The organism is Streptomyces sp. NBC_00075 (assembly GCF_045041225.1).
Taxonomy (GTDB): domain Bacteria; phylum Actinomycetota; class Actinomycetes; order Streptomycetales; family Streptomycetaceae; genus Streptomyces; species Streptomyces adonidis.
Window position 1 is genome coordinate 3854943 of the sequence record NZ_CP108243.1, and the last position, 23857, is coordinate 3878799.

Annotated in this window: 20 protein-coding genes; 9 read left to right on the plus strand and 11 right to left on the minus strand. The window is 69.7% G+C overall.

Translation table 11 applies throughout. The features are described 5' to 3' along the window. Window positions 1-87 precede the first annotated feature (87 nt). Window positions 88-1002, plus strand: a complete 915-nt coding sequence (locus tag OG787_RS16450; protein ID WP_405535607.1) for a helix-turn-helix transcriptional regulator — start codon at window positions 88-90, stop codon at window positions 1000-1002. Between the two features lie 305 nt (window positions 1003-1307). Here OG787_RS16450 and OG787_RS16455 read toward each other — a convergent pair whose 3' ends face one another. The 5 genes from OG787_RS16455 to OG787_RS16475 form a co-directional block, all read right to left on the minus strand. Beyond that, the gene (locus OG787_RS16455; protein WP_369037270.1) at window positions 1308-4568 is read right to left on the minus strand and encodes a S8 family serine peptidase; all 3261 of its coding nucleotides are present in this window, start codon (window positions 4566-4568) and stop codon (window positions 1308-1310) included. 291 nt (window positions 4569-4859) lie between these two features. Then, window positions 4860-5543, minus strand: a complete 684-nt coding sequence (locus OG787_RS16460; protein WP_235475260.1) for an ABC transporter ATP-binding protein — start codon at window positions 5541-5543, stop codon at window positions 4860-4862. Window positions 5544-5657: 114 nt separating this feature from the next. Beyond that, a complete protein-coding gene (locus tag OG787_RS16465) occupies window positions 5658-7166 on the minus strand; it encodes an ABC transporter permease (protein ID WP_369037271.1) in 1509 nt (502 codons plus the stop codon). A 144-nt stretch (window positions 7167-7310) separates the two neighbouring features. Beyond that, a complete protein-coding gene (locus OG787_RS16470) occupies window positions 7311-8582 on the minus strand; it encodes an Ig-like domain-containing protein (protein ID WP_369037272.1) in 1272 nt (423 codons plus the stop codon). Window positions 8583-8855: 273 nt separating this feature from the next. Then, the gene (locus tag OG787_RS16475) at window positions 8856-9209 is read right to left on the minus strand and encodes a hypothetical protein (protein WP_369037273.1); all 354 of its coding nucleotides are present in this window, start codon (window positions 9207-9209) and stop codon (window positions 8856-8858) included. Window positions 9210-9319: 110 nt separating this feature from the next. Between OG787_RS16475 and OG787_RS16480 the strand changes: the two genes are divergently transcribed. Both OG787_RS16480 and OG787_RS16485 read left to right on the plus strand, forming a co-directional pair. Further along, window positions 9320-9709, plus strand: a complete 390-nt coding sequence (locus OG787_RS16480) for an LPXTG cell wall anchor domain-containing protein (protein WP_369037274.1) — start codon at window positions 9320-9322, stop codon at window positions 9707-9709. Window positions 9710-9761: 52 nt separating this feature from the next. Continuing rightward, the gene (locus OG787_RS16485; protein WP_369037275.1) at window positions 9762-10556 is read left to right on the plus strand and encodes a hypothetical protein; all 795 of its coding nucleotides are present in this window, start codon (window positions 9762-9764) and stop codon (window positions 10554-10556) included. Between the two features lie 90 nt (window positions 10557-10646). On the opposite strand, the gene hutH is transcribed toward OG787_RS16485, so the two are convergent. The 3 genes from hutH to OG787_RS16500 form a co-directional block, all read right to left on the minus strand. After that, window positions 10647-12185, minus strand: a complete 1539-nt coding sequence (hutH, locus tag OG787_RS16490; RefSeq protein ID WP_369037276.1) for a histidine ammonia-lyase — start codon at window positions 12183-12185, stop codon at window positions 10647-10649. Between the two features lie 286 nt (window positions 12186-12471). After that, window positions 12472-13632: a diguanylate cyclase domain-containing protein gene (locus OG787_RS16495; RefSeq protein WP_405535608.1), complete on the minus strand. Its 1161-nt coding sequence runs from the start codon at window positions 13630-13632 to the stop codon at window positions 12472-12474. Between the two features lie 561 nt (window positions 13633-14193). Then, window positions 14194-15000, minus strand: coding sequence for an enoyl-CoA hydratase-related protein (locus OG787_RS16500; protein ID WP_405535609.1), 807 nt, complete (start codon window positions 14998-15000; stop codon window positions 14194-14196). Between the two features lie 196 nt (window positions 15001-15196). On the opposite strand from OG787_RS16500, the gene OG787_RS16505 reads away from it, so the two are divergent. Further along, the gene (locus OG787_RS16505; RefSeq protein WP_405535610.1) at window positions 15197-15949 is read left to right on the plus strand and encodes a hypothetical protein; all 753 of its coding nucleotides are present in this window, start codon (window positions 15197-15199) and stop codon (window positions 15947-15949) included. 25 nt (window positions 15950-15974) lie between these two features. Here OG787_RS16505 and OG787_RS16510 read toward each other — a convergent pair whose 3' ends face one another. Both OG787_RS16510 and OG787_RS16515 read right to left on the minus strand, forming a co-directional pair. Further along, the gene (locus OG787_RS16510) at window positions 15975-17099 is read right to left on the minus strand and encodes an adenylate/guanylate cyclase domain-containing protein (protein ID WP_369037937.1); all 1125 of its coding nucleotides are present in this window, start codon (window positions 17097-17099) and stop codon (window positions 15975-15977) included. A gap of 256 nt (window positions 17100-17355) precedes the next feature. Continuing rightward, window positions 17356-18249, minus strand: a complete 894-nt coding sequence (locus OG787_RS16515) for a biotin--[acetyl-CoA-carboxylase] ligase (RefSeq protein WP_405535611.1) — start codon at window positions 18247-18249, stop codon at window positions 17356-17358. A gap of 120 nt (window positions 18250-18369) precedes the next feature. On the opposite strand from OG787_RS16515, the gene OG787_RS16520 reads away from it, so the two are divergent. From OG787_RS16520 to OG787_RS16535, 4 genes are all read left to right on the plus strand, one after another. Further along, the gene (locus tag OG787_RS16520; RefSeq protein ID WP_405535612.1) at window positions 18370-19974 is read left to right on the plus strand and encodes an acyl-CoA carboxylase subunit beta; all 1605 of its coding nucleotides are present in this window, start codon (window positions 18370-18372) and stop codon (window positions 19972-19974) included. Window positions 19975-19982: 8 nt separating this feature from the next. Further along, complete coding sequence (locus OG787_RS16525) at window positions 19983-20192, plus strand: acyl-CoA carboxylase epsilon subunit (RefSeq protein WP_369037816.1); 210 nt, start codon at window positions 19983-19985, stop codon at window positions 20190-20192. A 109-nt stretch (window positions 20193-20301) separates the two neighbouring features. After that, window positions 20302-20430 carry a morphogenic membrane protein MmpB gene (mmpB, locus tag OG787_RS16530; RefSeq protein WP_369037815.1) on the plus strand — a complete coding sequence of 43 codons (129 nt, stop codon included), beginning with the start codon at window positions 20302-20304 and terminating at the stop codon, window positions 20428-20430. 27 nt (window positions 20431-20457) lie between these two features. Then, on the plus strand, window positions 20458-21078 hold the full coding sequence (locus OG787_RS16535) for a Maf family protein (RefSeq protein WP_405535613.1): 621 nt from the start codon (window positions 20458-20460) through the stop codon (window positions 21076-21078). A gap of 3 nt (window positions 21079-21081) precedes the next feature. On the opposite strand, the gene OG787_RS16540 is transcribed toward OG787_RS16535, so the two are convergent. After that, entirely contained in the window at window positions 21082-21555 is a 474-nt protein-coding gene (locus OG787_RS16540) for a hypothetical protein (RefSeq protein ID WP_405535614.1), read from the minus strand. Window positions 21556-21946: 391 nt separating this feature from the next. Here OG787_RS16540 and OG787_RS16545 point away from each other — a divergent pair, with 391 nt between their 5' ends. Then, window positions 21947-23719 (plus strand): biotin carboxylase N-terminal domain-containing protein, encoded by a 1773-nt coding sequence (locus OG787_RS16545; protein ID WP_369037812.1) that lies wholly within the window; start codon window positions 21947-21949, stop codon window positions 23717-23719. The last annotated feature ends 138 nt before the right edge of the window (window positions 23720-23857 follow it).

A 23857-nucleotide genomic window follows, 5' to 3' on the forward strand; every position in this document is an offset into this window, starting at 1 on the left:
ACCCAGCCCACGCTTCTGCGTACGTCCGCCGGTCCTACCACTGGCGGGGTCAGGCTCGTGTTCGTACGACCGGGAATACTGGACCGTATGGACGATCAGCCCGAATCCGCGCACCCGGCAGCTCCCGGCACAGGACAGGCCCTGGACCGGCGTGCCGAGCTGAGCGAGTTCCTGCGCACCCGGCGGGCCCGGCTCAAGCCGGAGGACGTCGGGCTGCCGGACTTCGGGCGGCACCGCAGGGTGCCGGGGCTGCGCCGCGAGGAGCTGGCCCAGCTGGCCGGGGTGTCCGTCGCGTACTACACGCGGCTCGAACAGGGCAACGGGCGGAACGTCTCCGCGGAGGTCCTGGACGCCATCGCCCGCGCCCTGCGGCTGACGGGCGCGGAGCACGCCCACCTCACCCACCTGGCGAAGCCGAAGCAGCACAAGAAGAAGCCGTCGGTGCGGGCGCAGGTCGTACGCGGGACGCTGCGGCAACTGCTCGACACGATGGACGGCGTCCCGGCGTACGTCGCGGGGCGGCGTACGGACATCCTGGCGTGGAACGCGATGGCCGCGTCCCTCTTCGGCGACTGGGCCGAGCTGCCGCCGCAGGACCGGAACTGGGCCCGGCTGACGTTCCTTCGCCCCGACTACCACGACCTGTTCCTGGACTGGGAGCAGAAGGCGATCGACATCGTCTGCCATCTCCGCATGGACGCCGGCTGCTACCCGGAGGACCCGAAACTGGCCGCTCTGGTGGGCGAGTTGTCGGTGAAGAGCGAGGAGTTCCGACGCCTGTGGGCCACCCACGACGTCAAGGAGAAGAGCCACGGCGTGAAGCGCTTCCGCCACCCCCTGGTAGGCGAACTCACCCTGAACTTCGAGTCGTTCAGCCTCCCGGACGACAGCGACCAGATGCTCCTCGTCTACCACGCAGAACCGGGCTCACCTTCGGCAGAGGCACTGCGCCTGCTGGCAAGCTGGGGCCGCGACGCAACAAAGGCGGGCACGAACTCCTGAACCGGCAGCTGTTCTCGCCCCCGCCGCCCCTACCCGTCCCATCCTCGGGGGCGCTGCCCCCGAACCCCCGCTCCTCAAACTCCCCCAGAGGGGGGACCCCCAAGGGGCTGGATGGTGCCGGCCGGGGCTTGATCTTTCAGCCAGTCCGGCGTTTGAGGACAAAGGGGGGTCTGGGGGCGCAGCCCCCAGGGATGGGAATGGGTAGGGGCGGCGGGGGCGAGGAAAAGCGGGGGCGAGGAAAAGCACGGAAACGGCCCGCCGGAGGCATCCCCCCGACGGGCCGTCGCCATCACGTCAACGGCGAGCTACTTGCCGTAATACGCGTTGTAGATCGAGATCGTCGACTTGTTCCCCTTCTTGTCGCTGATCTTCGCGTGGAAGGAGATCGCCTCCCCCTTCTTCGGGTTGACGACAGTCACCTTCCCGTTCTTCACCGTCAGCTTCTTCCACGTCTTGCCGTAGTCGTAAGACGCGTACACCGACAGCGACTTCAGGTTGCTGCCGCGCGCCGCACCCTCGACGACGACCGGGAACGTGACCTTCGTACCGGCCGCGACCTTGTTGTCCAGGCCGACCGGCGCGTTGAAGCGCACCGAGGACGCCGGAAGCTGCGCCCCGTCCTCCCCCGGCTTCTTCGACCGGAACGTCCAGCTCGCGTCGATCCGCGTGGACGCCTGCGCCACCTTGACGCTGCGCTTGACGGACGTCGTCAGCTTGTACTCCGCGTCGCCCGCCGGAACCGTGAACGGCTTCTCGGCGAACAGCGGGTCGTCGGTCGTGGCGACCTTCTTCCCGTTGCGGTAGAGCGTCGTGGCGACCGACGTGAAGTCGGACGAGCCGGGGTGGCCCGCGCCGTCGGAGAACAGCGGGATCAGGCCGTAGATGTAGTTGCCGTCACGGAAGAGGCCGTAGTCCGGGAGCAGACGGGGACCGAAGACCGCGGTGTTGAAGGTGCGCCAGTACTTGCCGCCGGCCTTCAGTGTCTGCGCCGCACCGAGCGTGTAGTAGGCCTCGGGGATCGAGAAGCCCTGTGCGTCCTTCCCCTTGAACTGGGTGAAGTCGAACAGCCACTGGACCTTCTCGCCCGTCGACACGTACTGCGTACGCGTGGCCGGGAGCGCCTGCTCGACGAGGCCGCCGAAGGCGACGTCCTCGGGCAGGAACGCGATCGCACCGAGCGCGCCGGTCTTGCCCGGCGCCCCGCCACCGAGCTTGTTCGACACCGTGGCGAACTCGCTCGCCTTGAAGTGCCGGACCTTGTCGCCGGTGATCTTCTTGACCTTGGCGGTCGTGATCGCGTCGTACTCGGCGCCCGCACCCTTGCCGAACTGGCCGAACCAGGTCTGCGAGAGGCCGGGGGTCTCCGCGCCGAGGTGCGCCATCCGCAGGTTGGCGAAGGAGTCGAGGCCGACTCCGATGCCGATGCCGGCGTCGTCGTACATGTAGCTGATCATCGCGCCCAGCGGCTTGGCGTCGGCGTCCGGCACCGTGATGTCCGCCGCCTTGGTGGTGCGGGCGTCGATCGTCACCGAGGTGTTCTTGGTGACCGCCAGCTTCGGCTGGACCACCCAGTCGAGGCCCTCACCGCCCAGGTCGGGCTTGGTGAAGTCCTTCGCGATCCACGCGTCCAGGAGGTACGTGCCCTTGGGCAGACGCATGGTCGTGGTGCCGGTGGTGGAGGTCGGGACCTGGTAACCGCGGTCGGTGGCCAGGCCGGAGTAACCGGCGACGATCGTGTTGTACTCGCCCGTCGGCTGCCCGGCCTTGTCGATGTGCTTGACCGTCAGGTCGTACGACTCGACCTCACGGTTGACCGCCGCGCCCGTACGGACGCTCTGCGCGCCGGCCGTCGCCGTCACGTACGAGGAGTACGCGCCGTCGAGGGTGCCGCCCAGCTTGGTGTTGACGGTGTAGCCGACCGAGGCGCTGCCGCCCGCCGGGACCTTCACCGTCGTCGCGGCCAGCTTGAAGAAGCCCGCCGGAGCGGCCTGGCCCTTCGGGTTGGTCGCGGTCGCCGACAGCTTCAGTGTGACGTCGGTCGTGCCGAGGTTGCGGTACGTCAGCTGCTTGGTGACCGGGGTGTCGTCGGTGTGCGGCCACGCCTGCGTACCGAAGCTCACCGACGCGGGGTCGGCGATCACGGTCTGCTTGATGGCCTTGTCGACCTGGATCCGGCCCGAACCCTGCTGGAACGGCGTGTACTTGCCGCCCTTCGCGGAGCCGGTGAGCGCGCCCTTGATCTCGGCGTACGTCCAGTCCGGGTGCTCCTGCTTGAGGATCGCCGCCGCGCCCGCCACATGCGGCGTCGCCATCGACGTACCCGAGATGGAGAGGTAGCCGGCCGGGTTCTCGCCGACCTCCTGCTCGATGGCGCTGCCCTTGGCGGAGGCCGCCGTGATGTCCACGCCGGGCGCGGTCACGTCCGGCTTGATGGCGCCGTCGCCGACACGCGGGCCGGTGCTGGAGAAGTCGGCCAGCACGTCCTTGTCGTCGACCGCGCCGACGGTGAGCGCCTTGTCGGCGCTGCCAGGCGAACCGACCGACTCCGGGCCGGAGTTGCCCGCCGCGATCGCGAAGAGGATGCCCTTCTCCTCGGACAGCTTGTCGACCATCGCCTCCAGCGGGTCCACCTCGGGGGTGTCCTGGCCGCCGAGGCTGAGGTTGACGACCTGGGCGCCCTGCTCGGCCGCCCACTCCATGCCGGCGAGGATGCCCGAGTCGTCACCGGAGCCGGTGTCGTCCAGGACCTTGCCGCTGATGATCTTGGCGCCGGGTGCGACACCCTTGTACTTGCCGCCGGACTTGGCCCCGGTGCCCGCCGCGATGGACGCGACGTGCGTGCCGTGGCCGACCTTGTCGTCGGTGGTGGCGGCCGGGGTGAAGTTCTTGGCCGCGATCACCTGGGTCTTGAGGTCCGGGTGGGTGGCGTCGACACCGGTGTCCAGGACGGCGATCTTGACGCCCTTGCCGTCGTACCCGGCCGCCCACGCCTTCGGCGCGCCGATCTGCGGCACGGACTTGTCGAGGCTGGCCTTGCGGGTGCCGTCGAGCCAGACGTGCGCGATCCCGGCGGCGGTCCTGTCGCCGTTGGTCACCGCGTCCCAGAGTTCGGGAGTGTCCTTCTGCGGTGTCTGAACGGCGTCCGCGTTCAGGGACTTCAGCGTCTGGCGCAGGGTGCCCGCGTCGCGGACGTCGGCCTTGGTGGCCGCCGCGGCCCCCGTGTAGCCGACGATGACCTTCAGTCCCTTCTGCTGGGACTTGCGGGTTGCCGCCTTGTTCAACTCCGTGACGTCGAACAGCCGTTGGTCCAGCTTGCCGCTGGAGACCAGCCGGGCCGCGTCGGCCGGGATGACGAGGGTGTGCCCGTCGATCTTGCGGATCTGTACGGGTATCTTCTCGCGCCCCGCCGCCCGCTCCAGGCCGATGACACGGCCCTTGGCGTCGACGGCGACCCGGTCACCGGTGATCAGGGTGATGCGGTGCGCAGGCTTGAGCTTCTGGGCAGCGTCGGTCACACGCTGCTGCTCGACCTTCGCCTCGCCCTTCGCGGACGCCGGGCCGGTCATGCCCGCCGCGAGGGCAACTGCGGCTGCCGTGGCTACGGTTGCCGCACATGCTCTTTTCACTTGTTTGCGCAAGTCTCCCCCTGGAGCCTGTGGCTGAGGTGCCGGAAGAATTTCCCCGTTCATCCGGCTGGGGGCGGTCCCGTACGCAGAGGCGTACACCCCCCGACCGTGAATTATGCCGAGGGGTGATCAGCCGCTCAATAGACTGAGCTCTCAAGAGTGGGCTGTTACGAGGCAGTTACGAAACCTTGCGCGCCGGTTTTCTCCATTTACGCGCCGCTGGTCACTTTCCTACGCGCCCGCGTTCTCCTTCACCGTGATCTTCCCCTTACGGATGGTGGCCAGCCGCGGGGCCTTCTTCGCGATCGCCGAATCATGCGTGACCATGATGAAGGTGAGCCCCAGCTCCTTCCACATGGTTTCGAGTACGTCCATGATCTCGTCGCGCATCGACTCGTCGAGGTTGCCGGTGGGCTCGTCGGCGAGGAGCACCTTGGGCTGCTTGACCAGGGCACGGGCGATGGCGACGCGCTGCTGCTGGCCGCCGGACATCTCACCCGGGAGGTGCCCGAGGCGCTCGCCGAGGCCGACCGACTTCAGTGCCTCGGCGGCCCGTTCGCGGCGTTCCTTGGTCTTCACGCCGAGCGGTACGAGAGCGGTCTCGACGTTTTCCTGAGCCGACAGGGTCGGAATGAGATTGAAGCTCTGGAAGACGAAACCGATGTTCTCGCTGCGGACTTTTGTGAGGCGACTCTCGGACAGTTTGGCGAGATCTGTGCCGTCGAGGTCGATGCTGCCGCCCGTGGGGCGGTCGAGTCCGCCGAGCATTTGGAGGAGGGTGGACTTACCGCCGCCGGTGGGGCCCTGGATGACGAGGCGGTCGCCGTCGGCGATGGTGAGGTCGATGCCTGCGAGGGCGTCTACCGTCTTTTTGCCTCGGGTGTAGGTCTTGGTCACGCCTTTTAGTTCGTACATGTTGGTGACTCCTGGGTGGAATTGGGGCGGTGGGGGTTGTTTGTCGACTGCCGGCCGGTGGGGCTTCTCGCGCAGTTCCCCGCGCCCCTTAAAAGCCCCCAGGCGAACCCCCCGCTACTCGACTCGGCGCAGCGCGTCCGCCGGACGCAGGCGCGACGCTCGCCAGCCGCCGAAGGCGCCCGCGATCAGGCCGCCCGCCACCGCCAGGCCTACCGCCAGGGCGATCGTGGAGAGGGCTACCGGGGCCGTGAGGGCGACCGAGAGGGCCTGGGTCGCTGCCTGGCGGCCGGGGCCGCCTCCGCCGCCGGGGAAGCCGCCGCCACCCCCGCCGGGACCGCCGCCGTTGCCGCCCGAACTGCCCAGCTCCGCCTGGAGTTCGGGGCTGATCGCGGTGACGACGTACGCGCCGCCGAGGCCGAGCGCGATACCGAGGGCGCCGCCCACCAGGCCGTTGACGATGGCCTCGCCGACGACCTGCCGGGTGACCCGGCCGGACTTCCAGCCGAGCGCCTTCAGCGTGCCGAACTCACGCACGCGGCGGGACACGGCCGAGGAGGTGAGCAGGCCCGCGACCAGGAAGGCCGCGACGAGCACCGCGATCGACAGCCACTTGCCGACGCTGGAGGCCAGGTCGGAGGCGGTGGAGAGGGAGCCGGAGACGGTGTCTGCGAGATCGGCGGAGGTCGTGACGGTCGTACCCGAGATGTTCTTCTGGATGGTCGACTTGACCGCGCTGATCTGCTGGGAGTCGGTCGCCTGGACGTAGATCGTGGTGACCTTGTCCTTGGAGTCGCTGAGGGTCTGGGCCTGCTTCAGCGGGATGTAGAGGTTGGCCGCCGCGTCGCCGCTCTCGGGCGTCGCGATGCCGATGGCCTTGTACTTGACGCTCTTGATGGTGACCGTGCTGCCGACCTTGAGCTTCTTCTCCTTGGCGTAGGAGGCGTCGACGACCACGACCTTGGCGTCGGTCTCGGAGGTCGTGAAGGTACGGCCGCTGGTGATCTTCGAGGAGGTCAGCGGGCCGAGTTCCGGCTTGGTGACGTCGGTGCCGTACACCGAGTAGTTGTTGACGTCGAACTCGGCGCCGCCGCCTTCAACACGCCCCTGGGGAGCGCCCGTTGAGCCGCCGTTGCCGCCCGCCCCGGGGCCGCCGCCCTGCTGGTTGCCGGTGCCGCCACTGGCGCTCTCGTCCTGCTGGAACTGGCCCTGCCTGAACTGGCCGCTGACCTTGATGACTTGGAGGCTCAGTCCGCCGACGGCGTCCGAAACGCCCTTCTGCGTACCGACCTTGGTGACCGTGGAGGAGGCCAGGGTCTGGAAGCCCTGGACCATCACCCGGTCGCTGCTCTGCTCCGTGTCGCTGTCGTTGTCCTGCGCGTCGAACTGGAAGCGCGGGCGCTGGGCGTCACCGGTGCCGGTCTGGGCCGCGGCGGCCTTGGTGACGGTCATGTCGGTACCGAGGCCGTACAGCGACTCCAGGACCTTGTCCTGCGCCTTCGACATGCCGGAGGACACGGACGTGACCACGATGACAAGTGCGATGCCCAGTGCGAGCCCGGAGGCGACGACGAGTGCCGCTTTTCTGCGGCGGCGCAGTTCGCGCCTCAGGTAGGTGAAGAACATGGCCGCAAGGTAGGTACACCGTGTGATGGCGGGATAAGCCCCGCATAAGAGATGCATGAGAAGGCTGTGGTGAACCCCGGAAACACCGATGCCGCCCCTGGGGGCGGCATCGGAAAGCTGTGAACTGCTTGAGAGTCAGACGGGTCAGACGGCCGAACCGGCCTTCCAGTCCGCCCAGCTCAGGTTCCAGCCGTTGAGACCGTTGGCCGGGTCGACGGTCTTGTCACCGGTGTTACGAACGTCGACGACGTCACCGATGATCGAGTTGGTGTAGAACCAGTAGCCCGCCGAACTCTTGTCGTTGGCGCCCTTGGTGTCGTCCAGGCCGACACAGCCGTGGCTGACGTTGGCGCTGCCGAAAGTGCTGCTGGAACTCCAGTAGTTGCCGTGCACGAAGGTGCCGGAGGTGGTCAGGCGGATGGCGTGCGGCACGTCCTTGATGTCGTACTCGCCCTTGCCGTCGTCGTCGGTGAAGCCCACGGTCGCGCCGTTCATGCGCGTCTCCTTGAACTTCTCCGACATCACCATCTTGCCCTCGTACGTCTTGTTCTCGGGCGAACCGGCGGAGATCGGGATGGTCTTGATGACCGTGCCGTTGTGCATGACCTTCATCGTCTTCGTCTTGGCGTCGACGATGGAGACCTGGTTGCGGCCGATCTTGAAGGTGACCGTCTTCTGCTGCACGCCGTAGACACCGCTCGCGCCCTCCACGCCGTCGAGCGCCAGCTTCAGCGTGACGGTGGAGTTCTCCTGCCAGTAGTCGTCGGGCCGGCAGTCCATGCGGGTGTCGTTGAACCAGTGGCAGACGACCTCCTGCCCGCTGGTCGAGGAGACCGTGACGGCCTTCTGTACGGCCGCCTTCTCGGTGATCGCCTTGTCGAAGTTGATCGACACGGGCATGCCCACACCGACGGTCGAGCCGTCCTCGGGGGTGAAGTAGCCGACGAAGCTGTTCCCGGCGGAGACCGTGGTGAAGGAGGCGTTCTCGTGGGCCGTACGGCCCTTGGTGTCCGTGGCCTCCGCCGTCACCTTGTAGGTGGTGGCGCGCTCCAGCTGGGCGCTCGGCTTCCAGCTGGTCTTGTCGGCGGATATCTCACCGGCGACCGCGGTGCCGTCCGCCGTCGTCATCTCCACCGACGTCAGGGTGCCCTTGGTCACCGCCACCTGGGCCGCGTTGTTGATGGAGGCGTTGTTCGAGCCGTCCCCGGGTGTGATCTTGATCTGGGCCTCGGAGGTCTTCGCCGCCGCCGCCTCGTCGGCCTTGGCCTGCGAGGTGTCGGTGCCGCTGTCGCCCTTGGAGGCACTGTCGCTGTCGCCTCCGCTGCACGCAGAGAGCACCAGCACGCCACCGAGCAGGGCGGACGCGGCCATGAGACCCTTGCGCCGCCTACTGTCCGTCATCACACGCTTCTCCATCGTTGCCGAATCCCCGAACCGTCAGGACCACGAGTCCCCGTACCGAACCGAACATGCAAGTCCCCGTAACCCACTTCAACGCTACGACCGGTTCGTCCCGTTCCACATTCGCTCGATGTGTGGGGCACACCACGTCGCCTGGGTCACAGGGGGCGCTCCGCCCGTCCCGCACTCCACCGGGTCGCGTGGTGCCACTGCCGGTCACTGCTCCCCCTGAGACGAAGAAACCCCGGGCCGCGGTTGCCGCCCGGGGTCACGTTTTTTCCAAGACCCTCAGCCGCCGACCCGCTCCCCGACCATCTCGTCGCCGTCCACCTCATCATCCTCGTCGAGATCCCAGTCCGGCGAATCCGGGTCGTAGTCGATCTCCTCGCTGCTCCAGGAGGCCTGCGCCAGTTCGATCCCCGGCACCTCGCCGACCAGGTCGAACGGGTCCACGAGGTACGCGAGCGCCTCCGCGGTGTCTTCCGTCACAGCGTCCTCGGCGTGCACCCGCTCGTCGGCGGGCATCTCGGTGTCCTCAGCGATCCGCCGCAACGCGGCCTTCGTGAGGGAGGCCGGGTCGTCGACCTCGACGACCAGTTCCACCCGAAGCCGTACAAAACGTGATGTCTCTGAAGTACTCATGGTCGGAGAGCGTACGGCTCACAGCTCCCACAACTTTCCCACGACCCGCGCCTGTCATTAGCATCGGGTCCACGGCCAATTCGCCAGAGCCACAAGGGGATCGATATTCCGTGTCATCCGCACGTCGGTCGTTGCTGACCGCCACCGCAGCGGGGACCCTCCTGGGTGCCCTGTGGTTCGTCCCGTCCGCCAACGCGACGGGAGACAAGCCGGTGGAGAAGTCGGTGGAACAGCAGCAGAGAGCGGATACGTCCCTGTCCACGATGTCCGACTTCACCCGCCAGATCTCCACAACAAGCACAGACACGAGCAGCGGTACGGCGGCCACGACGACCTCGGACTCCGCTGACTCCTCGGACTCGGGCACCGGCGACGGCACCCGCCTCGCCGACACCGGCAGCTTCAACACCACCCCGTACGTCGTGGGCGGCACGCTCAGCCTCGGCCTCGGCGCGGGCTTCGTGATGTATTCACTGCGACGCGAACGCCTGGGATTCTGACAATCTTTTGACGAACTTGACGTTTATTTGAACATCAGTTCATAGTCCGCCCATGAAGAGATCATCGAGGGCGCGCCTGTGCGCCACGGCGACCGTGGGCGCACTGTCGCTCGTCCTCATCACGGGGTGCGGCAGCGAGGACTCGGCGGATTCGGCCGAGTCGAAGGACAAGAGTTCAAAGGGTTCCGAGGTGGCCGCCGCGAAGGCGGCCACGAAGGCCGAGCTGGAGAAGCTGATCGTCGCCACGGCCGATGTGCCCGGCTCCACGGTCGAGGCGGCGGGTGCGTCCGCCAAGGTCTCCGCGGCCGGCCTCAAGCTGTCCGACGAGAAGTGCCGTCCGCTCGCCGACGTCCTGTCGGGCCAGGCCCCGGGCGACGAGGCGGCCACCACGAACCGCTCGGTCATCGGCGCGAAGCCGTCGTCCACTCCCACGTCCGCGGAGGACCTGGCCGAGCTCACGGGCGAGTCCCTGATGGACGTCGACGTGACCCTCGTGTCGCTCTCCTCGTACGAGGGTGACGCGGCGGAGAAGACGATGAAGTCCGTCTCGGACGCGCTCACGGCGTGCGCCAGCGGTTTCACGGTGACCGACGACAAGGAACCGCAGAAGCTGACCGAGGTCGCCGCCGAGAAGGCGGCCGGCACCGGTGACGAGGCGGTGGCGTTCTCCGTGACCGGCGTGGTCGACGAGGAGAGCGGCGAGACGGGCTCGCTGCACGGCGAGGTCGTGCGCAGCGGCAACCTCGTCGCGGGCTACTACACGCTCAACCTCGGCGCGATGATGACGGGCAAGACGTACGCCGTCCCGGCGGCGCTGGTCACGGCACAGACGGCCAAACTGAAGTAAGGGACAGGCTTTCGCAGGGGCCCTGTCCGACACGCGGTCGACAGGGCCCCGGCTTACTGAGCCCTCCTGGGCCTACCGGGCCTACTGGGCCTACTCCAGCGGGCCGGTCACCGGCTCCACCGCGGTGACGAGGTGCCCGCCCCGCACGAAGGCGTCCGCGGCAGCGAGGTCGGGCGACAGGAACCGGTCGGGACCGGGTCCTTCGACCCCTGCGGCCCGTACGGCGTCGATGACGGCCCGGGACGCGGGCGCGGGCGTCAGCCCTTCGCGCAACTCGATGGCGCGCGTGGCCGCGTACAGCTCGACGGCGATGATCCGGGCGAGGTTGTCGACGGCCGTACGGAGCTTGCGCGCCGCCGACCAGCCCATCGAGACGTGGTCCTCCTGCATGGCGGAGGACGGAATGGAATCCGCCGAGGCAGGCACGGCGAGCCGCTTCAACTCACTCACCAGGGCGGCCTGGGTGTACTGGGCGATCATCAGCCCGCTGTCCACACCGGGGTCGTCGGCGAGGAACGGCGGCAGCCCGTGCGAACGGTTCTTGTCGAGGAGCCGGTCGGTGCGGCGCTCGGCGATGGACCCGAGGTCGGCGACGGCGATGGCGAGGAAGTCGAGGACGTAGGCCACCGGGGCCCCGTGGAAGTTCCCGTTGGACTCGACCCGCCCGTCGGGCAGGACGACGGGATTGTCGACCGCAGACGCCAACTCCCGCTCGGCGACGAGCCGTGCGTGGGCCATGGTGTCGCGCCCGGCACCGGCGACCTGCGGGGCGCAGCGCACGGAGTAGGCGTCCTGGACACGCGGTGCGCCGTCCTGGTGATGCCCGGTCAGCTCCGAACCCTTGAGCACGGCAAGCATGTTGGCGGCGCTGGCGCCCTGCCCCGGATGGGGCCGGATGGCGTGCAGTTCGGGCGCGAGGACCTTGTCGGTACCGAGCAGCGCTTCAAGACTGAGCGCGGCGGTGACATCGGCGGACTTGTAAAGGACGTCAAGGTCGGCGAGGGCCATGACCAGCATGCCGAGCATGCCGTCGGTGCCGTTGAGAAGGGCGAGGCCTTCCTTCTCGCGCAACTCGACGGGGACGATGCCGTGCTCGGCGAGCAGCTCGGCGGCAGGCCGCACCACCCCGTCGATCCCCTCGGCGTCCCCCTCGCCCATGAGGGTGAGGGCGCAGTGGGAGAGGGGCGCGAGGTCGCCGGAACAGCCGAGGGAGCCGTACTCGTGGACGACGGGGGTGATGCCGGCGTTGAGCAGGTCGGCCATGGTCTGCGCGACCTCGGGGCGCACACCGGTATGTCCCGAGCAGACGGTCTTCAGCCGCAGGAACATCAGGGCGCGTACGACCTCGCGCTCGACGCGCGGGCCCATGCCGGCGGCGTGCGAGCGGACGATGTTGCGCTGGAGCTGGGCGCGGAGTTCGGGGCTGATGTGCCGGGTCGCGAGGGCACCGAACCCGGTGCTGACGCCGTACACGGGCTCGGGCCTGGCGGCCAGCGCGTCGATGACGCCGCGGGCCTTCGCGAGGGCGGCGAGGGCCTCACCGGACAGCTCGATCCGGGCGCCGCCGCGCGCCACGGCGAGCACGTCGTCCGCGGTCACCCCGGACGTCCCCACCACCACAGTGTGCATATCCATATTCAGGAGCGTACGCAGTGAATTCCCAGATGTCACTACCGGGTGGCCGGTACACCCCTTACAACACTCACTCGCCCCCGCCGCCCCTACCCGTCCCATCCTTCTGGGGGCTGCGCCCCCAGACCCCCTTTGTCCTCAAACGCCGGACGGGCTGACTATCCAGCCCGTCCGGCGTTTGAGGACAAGGCCCGTTCAGGGCCGGAGCGGGGGTCTGGGGGCGGCAGCCCCCAGGGGATGGGAATGGGTAGGGGCGGCGGGGGCGAAAACAACAACCCCCGCCTCACGGCCGACGCCCACGGAACCGCCGCCGCTCGACAGCCCCCTCCCGGGACGGCCTCGCGTCAGCGAGGCGTACCACCGGATCGTCAGGGCCCTCACGCCCCGCAACAACCGGCCGATCCGCACGAAGCGCCTTCGCCCGGTACTGCGCCGCATCAGCAAGCCGAAACAACCGCCGAGCCGACCGCACCACCCCGATCGCATCAGCCGTCGAGGCCACCCCACAAGCAACCCCCTCCCCCAACTCCAACCCAGCCGCACGACGACAGAGTTCATCCGCCGCCCGCACGACATCATCCGCAGGCGCACCGACCACCAGCAGACAGAACTCGTCACCACCCAGCCGCCCGGCCAACGCCCCCGGCAACATCGCCCCGCACAGCGACAGCACGGACCCGAACCGTTCGAGAAACCGGTCCCCGACGGCATGCCCCAGCGTGTCGTTGACCCGCTTGAGCCCGTTCAGATCGCAGACGACGAGACTGACCACCGCCCCGTCCCGCCGATGCCGCTCGATCGCCTCGTCGAGATGCGCGTCCACAGCACGCCGGTTCGCGAGCCCGGTCAGCGCGTCCGTGAAGGCCAACCGCCGGGCCTCCTCCAGCCGCTCGGTCTGGGCGATCCCGGCGGCGACGACGGACGCCAGAACGGTGGCGAAGTCGGCGTCGGCACGGTCGAAGACGGGCGCACCAGCCGGCCGGGCGACGTACAGCTCGCCCCAGGCCCGTCCGTGCAGCACGACAGGGGCGACGACACAGCAGCCGCGCCCCCGGCGACGCAAGGCGGCGACACGCTGATGGCAGTACCCGGCACGCCCCTCGAAGGCCCCGTCGGCAGGCCCCTCGGCGGTCTCGACCCAGGCGTTGGGCTCGCCCCCGCCCGCCCACCGCTCGTGCAGGAACTCGGTGATCTCCGGGAACTGGTGCACGGGGTACGCCTCCCCCTCCGGAAACTCCTCCTCGTCGACGGCCAGCTCCCCCACGTTCGCGAGGACCCGCAGCCGCCCCAGTTCCCGCTCCCAGACCGACAGTGCGGCGAAGTTCCCGGTCAGCGCATGACAGGCACCGAGCGCGGCGGCACGCCAGGAGTCGCGGGGGCTGTGCGCGGCGGCCATACCCTGCGCGAGCGTCACGACGGCGCGGAGCCGGCTTTCCTCACCCATTGATCCAGGTTAGGAAGGTTTGTGAGGAATTGAGACATTGGGAGGGCGAACAGGGGGTGGGCACGAGTCACCGGGCCCAAGGGCCACCGGACGGATTCCCTGAGCACCCCGCCTCACCCGCCCGAGCAGGACGCCCCGGGCGGAAACACCGCACCGAAGATGCGGAGGGCCCGGCAGGGAGATCCGGCGCACAGACCAGCATCGAGACCCGGCCCGGAGACCCCGCGCACAGACCCAGTCCGGAGACCCCGCGCGGAGATCCCGCCCGCGGACCAGCACGGAGACCCAGCGCGCTGATCCGGCCCGGGGATCCCGCCCGGAGACCCAGCACGCAGACCCAACACGCTGATCCGGCCCGCAGATCCGGCTCAGAGCGCCGCAAAGCCCAGCGCACCGCAAGGCCCAGCTCACCGCCAGGCCCGACACACCCCAAAACCCTGCACACCGCCAGGCCCGACACACCCCAAAACCCGGCACACCGCCAGGCCCGACACACCGCCAGGCCCGGCACACCGCAGGGCCCGGGACGCCGTGAAGCCCCGCGCGCCGGAGGCGTGAGCGTTACTCGCCCGGCCAGGCAGGCGTCCGCTTCTCGGCGAACGCCGCCACCCCCTCCGCCCGATCGCCCGAGAAGGCAACGGCACGCCAGGCGGCATCCTCCACTTCGAGGCCCGCCCGCAGGTCCAGCCCGAACCCCACCCGCAAGGCCCGCTTGGCCGCTCGTACCCCCACAGGGGAGTTCGCCGCGATCCGGGACGCCAGTGCCAGTGCCTCCTCCCGGTCCCGCCCCTCCCCCACCAGTACGTCCACCAGGCCCAGCTCCCGCGCCTCGCCCGCGTCCACGCGCCGCGCCGTGAAGATCAGCTCGGCGGCCCTCGCGGCCCCCACCCGCCGGGGCAGCAGCTGCGTACCGCCGCCCCCGGGAATCACGCCCACGGACACCTCGGGCAGCCCCACCACCGCCGTACCGTCCGCCACGATCAGATCGCAGGACAGCGCCAGCTCGAACCCGCCCCCCAGCGCGAACCCGTGCACCGCCGCGATCACCGGCATCGGCAGCTCCAGTACGCCGGTGTACGCACCCCGCGCCACCGGCCGCTGCCGGACCAGTTCGGCGTCGGACATCGAGTTCCGCTCCTTGAGGTCGGCCCCGACGCAGAACGCCCGCTCATGGGTGGAGGTCAGCACCACCGCGCGTACGTCACGGTCGGCGGCCAGCGCGGCACACGCGCCGGCGATGGACCGGGCCATGGCGGAGGAGACCGCGTTCATGGCCTTCGGCCGATCGAGGACCAGCTCGGCGACGTACGCATGCCGCCGCACCACGACGAACTCCCCGAACCGTTCCTCGGACCGCTCCTCGCCCATGACACCCTCCTTGTTAACGCGGGTTAACCACCACCGCCCCGATCATCGCAGCCCGGCCCCACCCGGGGGAAGAACGGATCCCTCTCCCCGTTCGGGTGACATCGCACCGATCTCCCGAAATCCCGCCCCGGGGAGCGCATAACGTGCGCACCGCCTCGGCGCATCGGGGGCGCGAGCGCAACGGGGAGGGATCACGATGACGGACACGACGACCAGGCCGGTCGAGACAGGCACACCGAGGCATGCCCAGGTCCCACGCCAGTTCACAGGCCCCGCCCGAACCTGGACGCCTCCCCCGGAGCCGCCGCCCGTCCCTCCCGTCACCCGCCCCCGGGGCCGGCACCGCAAGCCCCGCCCCCGCAAGGTCCTGCTCGCGGCGGGCGGTTTCGCGCTGGCCGCCGGCGTCCTGAGCCTCGTACGGCTGGCGCCCGACGGCGGAGTGGGCGGCGTCGGCAACACCCAGGCCCAGTCCGACCTGGACACGGACACGGGGACGGACGCGGGCACAGGCACGAGTGGGGACACCTCCGCCGGCCGCACCGACAACGCGGCGGCCACCGTCGGGACGACCCCCACGCCGACCCCGTCGGCGAGCGCCCCGATGGGTGGCGCGACCCCCGCACCGACCCCGACCGCACTCCCGACGGCTCTCCCAAGCGCGACCGGCCCTCTACGGCCCCAGCCCCTCAGCCCGTACCCCACCCCCACGTCACCCGTAACCGCCCCCGACGCCACCACGATCCCGCAGCGGCCCAGCACGCCGACACCGGTCACCACCCCCGGCCGGCCACCGGCGACGGCACCGGCCCCTCTCGCACCCCAGCCGCCCCCACAGCAGGAGGCCCCGGCGCCCCAGGCCCCCGCACCGGCCCCGCGGCCCTCCGCACCCGGCGGAGTCTGCGTACCGCTGATCGGCCTGTGCGTGGACGCGCTGAACCACCGCCACTGAGCAGCAAGAGAAGGGGAAGGCGGTCCTACGCGACGGGTCCGGCCCGCCGGGTCAGCAGCCAGGGCTCGACCACGCCCAGTCCGCGTACCGGCCGCTGCCACATCGGCTGGAGCGCGAAGCGGTACACCGGCGGCTCCTCGCCCTCCTTCTCCGCGGCGGCAGCGGCCTCGGCCGCCTCCGCCTCGGAGGCGGGCGCGTCCCCGGTACGGATCAGCTCCTCCGCGAACGCCCCGTCGACGAGCACGGCGTCCCGTGGCGCTATCGACGTCAACCGGGAGGCCAGGTTCACCGTCGACCCGAACACATCACCCATACGGGTGGTCACCGTGCCGAAGGCCATCCCGACCCGCAGCTCGGGCATCGTCTCGTCGTGCGCCATCGTCTCGATCAGCCGCAGCGCGATCTCGGCGGCGACACCGGCGTCGTCCGCCGCGTACAGCACCTCGTCGCCGAGCGTCTTGACGAGCCGCCCGCCGTTCGCGGCGACCAGGTCGGCGGCCGTGGTCTCGAAGGCCTCGACGAGTTCGCCGAGTTCCTCCTCCTCCATCCGGCGGGTCAGCCGCGTGAACCCGACAAGGTCGGCGAAGCAGACGGCGAGCCGTCTGTCCACCATCTCCTCGTCGTCGGCGGCCTGTACGACCCGTCCGGTAGCGGCGGCGAGCTGGCGCCGCCAGACGTACACGATGAACTCCTCCAGCTCGGGCAGGAGCAGTTCGATCAGGGGGTACGTGACTTCTGTGCGGGTCATTCCGGGCTCGGGCGGCTCGGTCAGCCCCTCCAGGAAGGAGTCGATCTGCCACTCCGCCAGCCGGGCGGTGGTCTGCCCCGTGGAACGCGCCACCTGCACGGCCATCGCCTCGCTCAGCAGCCCCGCCTCGACGAGACCGGCGAGCCGGCGCAGCGCGAGGACGTCCGCCTCGGTCAGCGCCTTGGCCTGCCCGATGTCGGCGAAGCCCATCGCCCGCCAGAAACGGGAGGCCAGCTCCATGGAGACACCGGCGCTGCGGGCGGCCTGAAAGGGGGTGTAGCGCCGCTCGGCCCCGAGGATGAGCTGTTCGAGACGCAGGGCGAGCGGGTCCTCACCGGGGTCGGCGTCCTGCCCGTCCACCCGGCTGCCCGCCGTGTCGGAGCCCGTGTCGTCGACGGTCACGCCTGCTGCCCTTCCGATCTGTCACGGTCAGATATCGACCGCCATCAACGATACGGCCTCGCTCCGCTAGGTCCAGCAGAGACGACGCGCCGGAGTTGATGCGGACCTCGCTGGGGGCTGCGCCCCCAGACCCCCCTTTGTCCTCAAACGCCGGACGGGCTGACTATCCAGCCCCTCCGGCGTTTGAGGAGCGGGGGTTCGGGGGCGGAGCCCCCGAGGACGGGACGGGTAGGGGCGGCGGGGGCGAGAACACCCCTCACGCGGGCCGCAGATGCACCACATCCCCCGCCCCCACCGGCTCCTGCACCCCTTCCCCCGTGGCCAGCACCAACCGCCCGTCCCCGTCCACGGCCACCGCCTCCCCCACCACAGACCTCTCCCCCGGCAACTCCGCCCGCACAGTCCGCCCCAACGTCGCACACCCCGCCGCATACGTCTCCTGCAACCCGGACAACACCGGATCCCCCTCCACCGCCCGCCACCGCACATACCACTGCTCCAACGACCGCAGCACCGCCCGCAGCAACGGATCCCGGTCCGTCCCCACGGCCCCCGCCAACGCCAGCGACCCGGCCGTAGGCACCGGCAGCTCGTCCTCGCGCAGGGTGACGTTGATGCCGATGCCGATCACCACCGCGTCCGCACCGGCCCGCTCCGCGAGGATCCCGCCCGCCTTGCGCTCCGCGCCCCCGACGCTCACCAGCAGGTCATTGGGCCATTTGAGTGACGTATCGACGCCTGCGGCCCGCGACAGCCCCGTCGCCACCGCGACCCCGGTGAGCAGCGGCAGCCAGCCCCAGCGGGCCACCGGCACCTCCGTCGGCTTCAGCAGCGCGGAGAAGAACAGCCCCGACCGAGCGGGCGCCGTCCACTGCCGGTCCAGCCGCCCACGCCCTGCTGTCTGCTCCTCGGCGACCAGGACGAACCCCTCCTCCGCCTTGCCCGCAGTCGCCAGGGCGACGAGATCGGCGTTCGTGGACCCCGTACTGCGCACCACCTCGACCCCCGACCAGAGCCCGCCCTCCCGGACCAGCGCCCGACGCAGCGCACCGGCACCGAGCGGCGGCCGGTCGAGATCGGACCAGCGCCCGTCGTTCCCTGCTGCATCCTCTGATCCTGCTGAACCCTCTGAGTCATCTCGCGGCGTCATGCAAGCCACACTAGATGTGGTAAACGCCGCACTGCCGATGGGTAGGCACCCCACTACGCTACGGATGAGTAGCCAATCCCCCTTCTGAGCACGTCACTCTTTGCAGGGAGCCGCATCCCGATGGCCGAGCCGGTAAAGCCGCAGCAGATCGACATCCACACCACCGCTGGCAAGCTCGCGGACCTGCAACGCCGCGTCGACGCGGCGACGCACGCCGGATCGGAACGCGCGGTCGAGAAGCAGCACGCCAAGGGCAAACTGACGGCCCGTGAGCGCATCGAACTGCTCCTCGACGACGACTCGTTCGTCGAGCTGGACGAGTTCGCCACCCACCGCTCGACCAACTTCGGCCTGGAGAACAACCGCCCCTACGGCGACGGTGTCGTCACCGGCTACGGGACCGTCGACGGCCGTCCGATCGCCGTGTTCTCCCAGGACTTCACCGTCTTCGGCGGCGCGCTGGGCGAGGTGTACGGCCAGAAGATCGTCAAGGTCATGGACTTCGCGCTGAAGACCGGCTGCCCGGTCATCGGCATCAACGACTCGGGCGGTGCCCGCATCCAGGAGGGCGTCGCCTCCCTCGGCGCGTACGGCGAGATCTTCCGCCGCAACACCCACGCCTCCGGCGTCATCCCGCAGATCTCACTCGTCGTCGGGCCGTGCGCCGGCGGAGCGGTCTACTCCCCGGCCATCACCGACTTCACGGTCATGGTCGACCAGACCTCGCACATGTTCATCACCGGCCCGGACGTCATCAAGACGGTCACCGGCGAGGACGTCGGCATGGAGGAGCTGGGCGGCGCCCGCACCCACAACTCCGCCTCCGGCGTGGCCCATCACATGGCCGGCGACGAGAAGGACGCCATCGAGTACGTCAAGCAGCTGCTGTCGTACCTGCCGTCCAACAACCTCAGCGAGCCCCCGCTGTTCCCGGAGGAGGCGGACCTCACCGTCACGGACGAGGACCGCGAGCTGGACGTCCTGATCCCGGACAGCGCGAACCAGCCGTACGACATGCACACGGTGATCGAACACGTCCTGGACGACGCCGAGTTCTTCGAGACGCAGTCCCTGTTCGCGCCGAACATCCTCACCGGCTTCGGCCGGGTGGAGGGCCGTCCGGTCGGCGTCGTCGCCAACCAGCCGATGCAGTTCGCGGGTTGCCTCGACATCGCCGCGAGCGAGAAGGCCGCCCGCTTCGTACGCACCTGCGACGCCTTCAACGTCCCGGTCCTCACCTTCGTGGACGTCCCCGGCTTCCTCCCGGGCGTCGACCAGGAACACGACGGCATCATCCGCCGCGGCGCCAAGCTGATCTACGCCTACGCCGAGGCCACGGTCCCCCTCATCACGGTCATCACCCGCAAGGCCTTCGGCGGCGCCTACGACGTCATGGGATCCAAGCACCTGGGTGCCGACCTCAACCTGGCCTGGCCGACCGCCCAGATCGCCGTCATGGGCGCCCAGGGCGCGGTCAACATCCTGCACCGCCGCACGATCGCCGAGGCGGAGGCGGGCGGGGAGGACCTGGACGTGGTCCGCGCCCGCCTCATCCAGGAGTACGAGGACACCCTCCTCAACCCCTACATCGCGGCCGAACGCGGCTACGTCGACGCGGTGATCCTCCCGTCCGACACCCGCCGCCACGTCGTACGGGGCCTGCGCCAGCTCCGCACGAAGCGCGAGTCCCTGCCCCCGAAGAAGCACGGCAACATCCCTCTCTAGGAGCCGCTGTGAACATCAAGGTCGTACGGGGCAACCCGACCCCCGAGGAGCTGGCCGCCGCCCTGGCGGTGGTCCGCGCCCGAGCCGTGGCAGCGTCCTCCACGGCCCCCGGCGCACCAGGCACCAAGGACGCCTGGGCAGACCCGGCAAGAATCGCCACCCAGCGCGTCCCCCAGCCGGGCCCGACATCATGGACCCGCACCTACTGGCCCGGGTGACTGAGGCTTTTAGGGGCGCGAGGAACCGCGCACAGAGGGACAACAAAGGGCGCCAATCTAAGTACGTCTACTCAGGCGCCCTGGCCTTCCAAGCCGCACGCTGGATGGCATGTTGTGGTCCGACCCAGAGAACGAGCCGCCGAAAGAACTGCGCGACGCGCAGGACATGCTTCGGCGGCTCGGGTTTCTCATGGCCCTGGCCATGCTCCTCGCGATGATCGTCCTCGGCGTGTTGTAGGCCGACCCCCGCCGATACTCTGACCGCATGACCGATCAGCCACGCCGCCGCCTCGTGCTCGCCTCCCAGTCACCCGCCCGGCTCAACCTGCTCAGGCAGGCCGGGCTCGACCCCGAGGTGATCGTCAGCGGCTTCGACGAGGACGCCGTGACCGCGCCGACCCCCGCCGACCTGGCCCTCGCCCTCGCCGAGGCGAAGGCCTCCGTGGTGGCCGCGAAGCCCGAGGTGCGGGGCGCGCTGGTGATCGGCTGCGACTCAGTCCTCGACCTGGACGGCGAGGCGTACGGCAAGCCCGCCGACGCCGAGGAGGCCACCGCCCGCTGGAAGTCGATGCGCGGCCGGGCGGGCACGCTCCAGACGGGTCACTGCGTCTGGGACACGGCGAACAACCGCCATGTGTCGGCCACCGCGTCCACGGTCGTGCGGTTCGGCGAGCCGACCGACGACGAGATCGCCGCGTACGTCGCCTCCGGCGAGCCCCTCCATGTAGCCGGGGCGTTCACGCTCGACGGCCGCTCGGCACCGTTCATCGACGGCATCGACGGCGGCCACGGCAACGTCATCGGCATCAGCCTGCCCCTCGTACGCAGGCTGCTCGCCGAACTGGGCGTCGGGATCACCGAGTTGTGGACGCCCGGGGAGAAGTAGCGATCAGGGGGTGCTGGGCGTCGGCGGAGGGGTGAGCGGCGAGCCGCCCCCCGCGCTGTCCTCCGGGCCCTCGGACACGGGGGTGTCCCGCTGGTCGTACGTCATCAGCAGGAGCACCACCAGCGCCAGCACCACGACCATGGTCAGGAACGCCGTCCAGCCCACCAGGCCCCAGGCGAAGGCCCCCAGCAGCGCGTGCACCACGGCCACGCTGATCAGCAGGATGCGGCCGAGGCCGGCCGGGGAGCGGTCGCGCAGGGCGACGAGCAGGGCCACCACCCCGCACAGCGCGAAGTAGGCGCCGAAGACCAGACCGCCGACCTTCGAGGACACGGACATCATGTCCGGGTCGAGACCGGCGAGGGACATCTGCTGATTGTCGACGACCGTCCCCAGGAACCAGTTCAGCGCGGCGACGCCGAACGCCTCCACGAACAGGATGACCGCGACGATCCAAGCCACCGGTCTGCGGACCACTGGCCCCCACCCACTTTCGACTGCCGCTCATGCGGCCAGTACTACGTTCGGTTGGTACTTCGTTCGGTACAACGTGAACGCTACTAACGGGTAAACGCGCGGACAAGGGTTCGTCCGAGGTTGCTCGACGGGCAAAGAATCATTGGGCCGTTCGTAGGGACTCCACAAAGAAACGGAGTGGGCCGCAGCACGCTCTCACAGAGACCTTGACCACATCAGGGGGCTAGGGTTTCCGCAAGGAGTCCTGCGTACGTAGGTGCGACAAGGGATTTCGCGGGTCGAGCGAGCCTCGTATCACGCTCCGTGTGGGCAAGCTCACCAGTGGGGACGGGTCGATGCGCCGTGTCGGCAGTCCCTAAACTCGGCTTGTTTCAAGGAGGGAGCCTCAATCGTGCGCAAGGTGCTCATCGCCAACCGTGGCGAAATCGCTGTCCGCGTTGCCCGGGCCTGCCGGGATGCCGGAATCGCGAGCGTGGCCGTGTACGCCGACCCGGACCGGGACGCTCTGCATGTCCGCGCCGCGGATGAGGCGTTCGCCCTGGGCGGTGACACCCCGGCGACCAGCTATCTCGACATCGCCAAGGTGCTCCAGGCCGCCAAGGACGCCGGGGCGGACGCGATCCATCCCGGATACGGCTTCCTCTCGGAGAACGCCGACTTCGCCCAGGCCGTCCTCGACGCGGGTCTGACCTGGATCGGCCCGCCGCCGCAGGCCATCCGTGACCTCGGTGACAAGGTCGCCGCCCGTCATATCGCCCAGCGCGCCGGTGCCCCGCTGGTCGCCGGCACGCCCGACCCGGTCTCCGGATCCGACGAGGTCGTCGCCTTCGCCCAGGAGCACGGTCTGCCGATCGCCATCAAGGCCGCCTTCGGCGGTGGCGGACGCGGCCTGAAGGTCGCCCGCACCCTCGAAGAGGTCCCGGAGCTGTACGACTCCGCCGTCCGCGAGGCCGTGGCCGCCTTCGGGCGCGGCGAGTGCTTCGTCGAGCGCTACCTCGACAAGCCCCGCCACGTGGAGACCCAGTGCCTGGCCGACTCCCACGGCAACGTGGTCGTCGTCTCGACACGTGACTGCTCCCTCCAGCGCCGCCACCAGAAGCTCGTGGAGGAGGCCCCGGCCCCGTTCCTTTCCGAGGAGCAGGTCGCCGAGCTGTACGCCTCCTCGAAGGCGATCCTGAAGGAGGCCGGCTACGTCGGCGCCGGCACGGTGGAGTTCCTCGTCGGGATGGACGGCACGATCTCCTTCCTGGAGGTCAACACCCGCCTCCAGGTCGAGCACCCGGTCACCGAGGAGGTCGCCGGCATCGACCTCGTACGCGAGATGTTCCGCATCGCCGACGGCGAGGAACTCGGCTACGGCGACCCGGAACTGCGCGGCCATTCCTTCGAGTTCCGCATCAACGGCGAGGACCCGGGCCGCGGCTTCCTGCCCGCCCCCGGCACCGTCACCACCTTCGCCCCGCCGTCCGGCCCCGGTGTCCGCCTGGACGCGGGCGTCGAGTCCGGCAGCGTCATCGGCCCGGCGTGGGACTCGCTCCTCGCCAAACTGATCGTCACCGGCGCCACCCGCCGGCAGGCGCTCCAGCGTGCCGCCCGTGCGCTGGCCGAGTTCCAGGTCGAGGGCATGGCCACCGCCATCCCCTTCCACCGCGCGGTCGTCGCCGACCCCGCCTTCGCCCCCGAACTCACCGGCAGCCAGGACCCCTTCACGGTCCACACCCGCTGGATCGAGACCGAGTTCGTCAACGAGATCAAGCCCTTCGCCGCCCCGACCGACGCCGACGCGGAGGACGAGACCGACCGGGAGACCATCGTCGTCGAGGTCGGCGGCAAGCGCCTGGAGGTCTCCCTCCCGTCCTCCCTGGGCATGTCCCTGGCCCGCACCGGCCTCGCGGCGGGCGCCAAGCCCAAGCGCCGCGCGGCCAAGAAGTCCGGCCCGGTGGCCTCCGGCGACACCCTCGCCTCCCCGATGCAGGGCACCATCGTCAAGGTGGCCGTGGAGGAGGGCCAGGAGGTCAAGGAAGGCGACCTGGTCGTCGTCCTTGAGGCCATGAAGATGGAACAGCCCCTCAACGCCCACAAGGCAGGCACCATCAAGGGCCTCGCAGCAGAGGTAGGCGCGTCCCTGACGTCGGGCGCCCCCATCTGCGAGATCAAGGACTAACGGCAAGACGTCAAGAGGCGCCCGGTGGACTGAGCGATCAGTACACCGGGCGCCTCACTTTCTGACAGGGGGTGCGGGCAGCTTGCCAGGGGCGCGGGGAACTGCGCGACAAGCCCCCACCGGGCCCGCGGCCAAACC

What these genes read in the sequence shown, in the direction of transcription:
- OG787_RS16465 (WP_369037271.1), bottom strand. Translation starts at nt 7,166, where the DNA reads ATGTTCTTCACCTACCTGAGGCGCGAACTGCGCCGCCGCAGAAAAGCG.
- OG787_RS16455 (WP_369037270.1), bottom strand. Translation starts at nt 4,568, where the DNA reads ATGACCGGCCCGGCGTCCGCGAAGGGCGAGGCGAAGGTCGAGCAGCAG.
- OG787_RS16470 (WP_369037272.1), bottom strand. Translation starts at nt 8,582, where the DNA reads ATGGAGAAGCGTGTGATGACGGACAGTAGGCGGCGCAAGGGTCTCATG.
- OG787_RS16505 (WP_405535610.1), top strand. Translation starts at nt 15,197, where the DNA reads ATGACGGACACGACGACCAGGCCGGTCGAGACAGGCACACCGAGGCAT.
- OG787_RS16485 (WP_369037275.1), top strand. Translation starts at nt 9,762, where the DNA reads ATGAAGAGATCATCGAGGGCGCGCCTGTGCGCCACGGCGACCGTGGGC.
- OG787_RS16500 (WP_405535609.1), bottom strand. Translation starts at nt 15,000, where the DNA reads ATGGGCGAGGAGCGGTCCGAGGAACGGTTCGGGGAGTTCGTCGTGGTG.
- hutH (WP_369037276.1), bottom strand. Translation starts at nt 12,185, where the DNA reads ATGCACACTGTGGTGGTGGGGACGTCCGGGGTGACCGCGGACGACGTG.
- OG787_RS16460 (WP_235475260.1), bottom strand. Translation starts at nt 5,543, where the DNA reads ATGTACGAACTAAAAGGCGTGACCAAGACCTACACCCGAGGCAAAAAG.
- OG787_RS16450 (WP_405535607.1), top strand. Translation starts at nt 88, where the DNA reads ATGGACGATCAGCCCGAATCCGCGCACCCGGCAGCTCCCGGCACAGGA.
- OG787_RS16535 (WP_405535613.1), top strand. Translation starts at nt 20,458, where the DNA reads ATGACCGATCAGCCACGCCGCCGCCTCGTGCTCGCCTCCCAGTCACCC.
- OG787_RS16515 (WP_405535611.1), bottom strand. Translation starts at nt 18,249, where the DNA reads ATGACGCCGCGAGATGACTCAGAGGGTTCAGCAGGATCAGAGGATGCA.
- OG787_RS16520 (WP_405535612.1), top strand. Translation starts at nt 18,370, where the DNA reads ATGGCCGAGCCGGTAAAGCCGCAGCAGATCGACATCCACACCACCGCT.
- OG787_RS16495 (WP_405535608.1), bottom strand. Translation starts at nt 13,632, where the DNA reads ATGGGTGAGGAAAGCCGGCTCCGCGCCGTCGTGACGCTCGCGCAGGGT.
- mmpB (WP_369037815.1), top strand. Translation starts at nt 20,302, where the DNA reads ATGTTGTGGTCCGACCCAGAGAACGAGCCGCCGAAAGAACTGCGCGAC.
- OG787_RS16475 (WP_369037273.1), bottom strand. Translation starts at nt 9,209, where the DNA reads ATGAGTACTTCAGAGACATCACGTTTTGTACGGCTTCGGGTGGAACTG.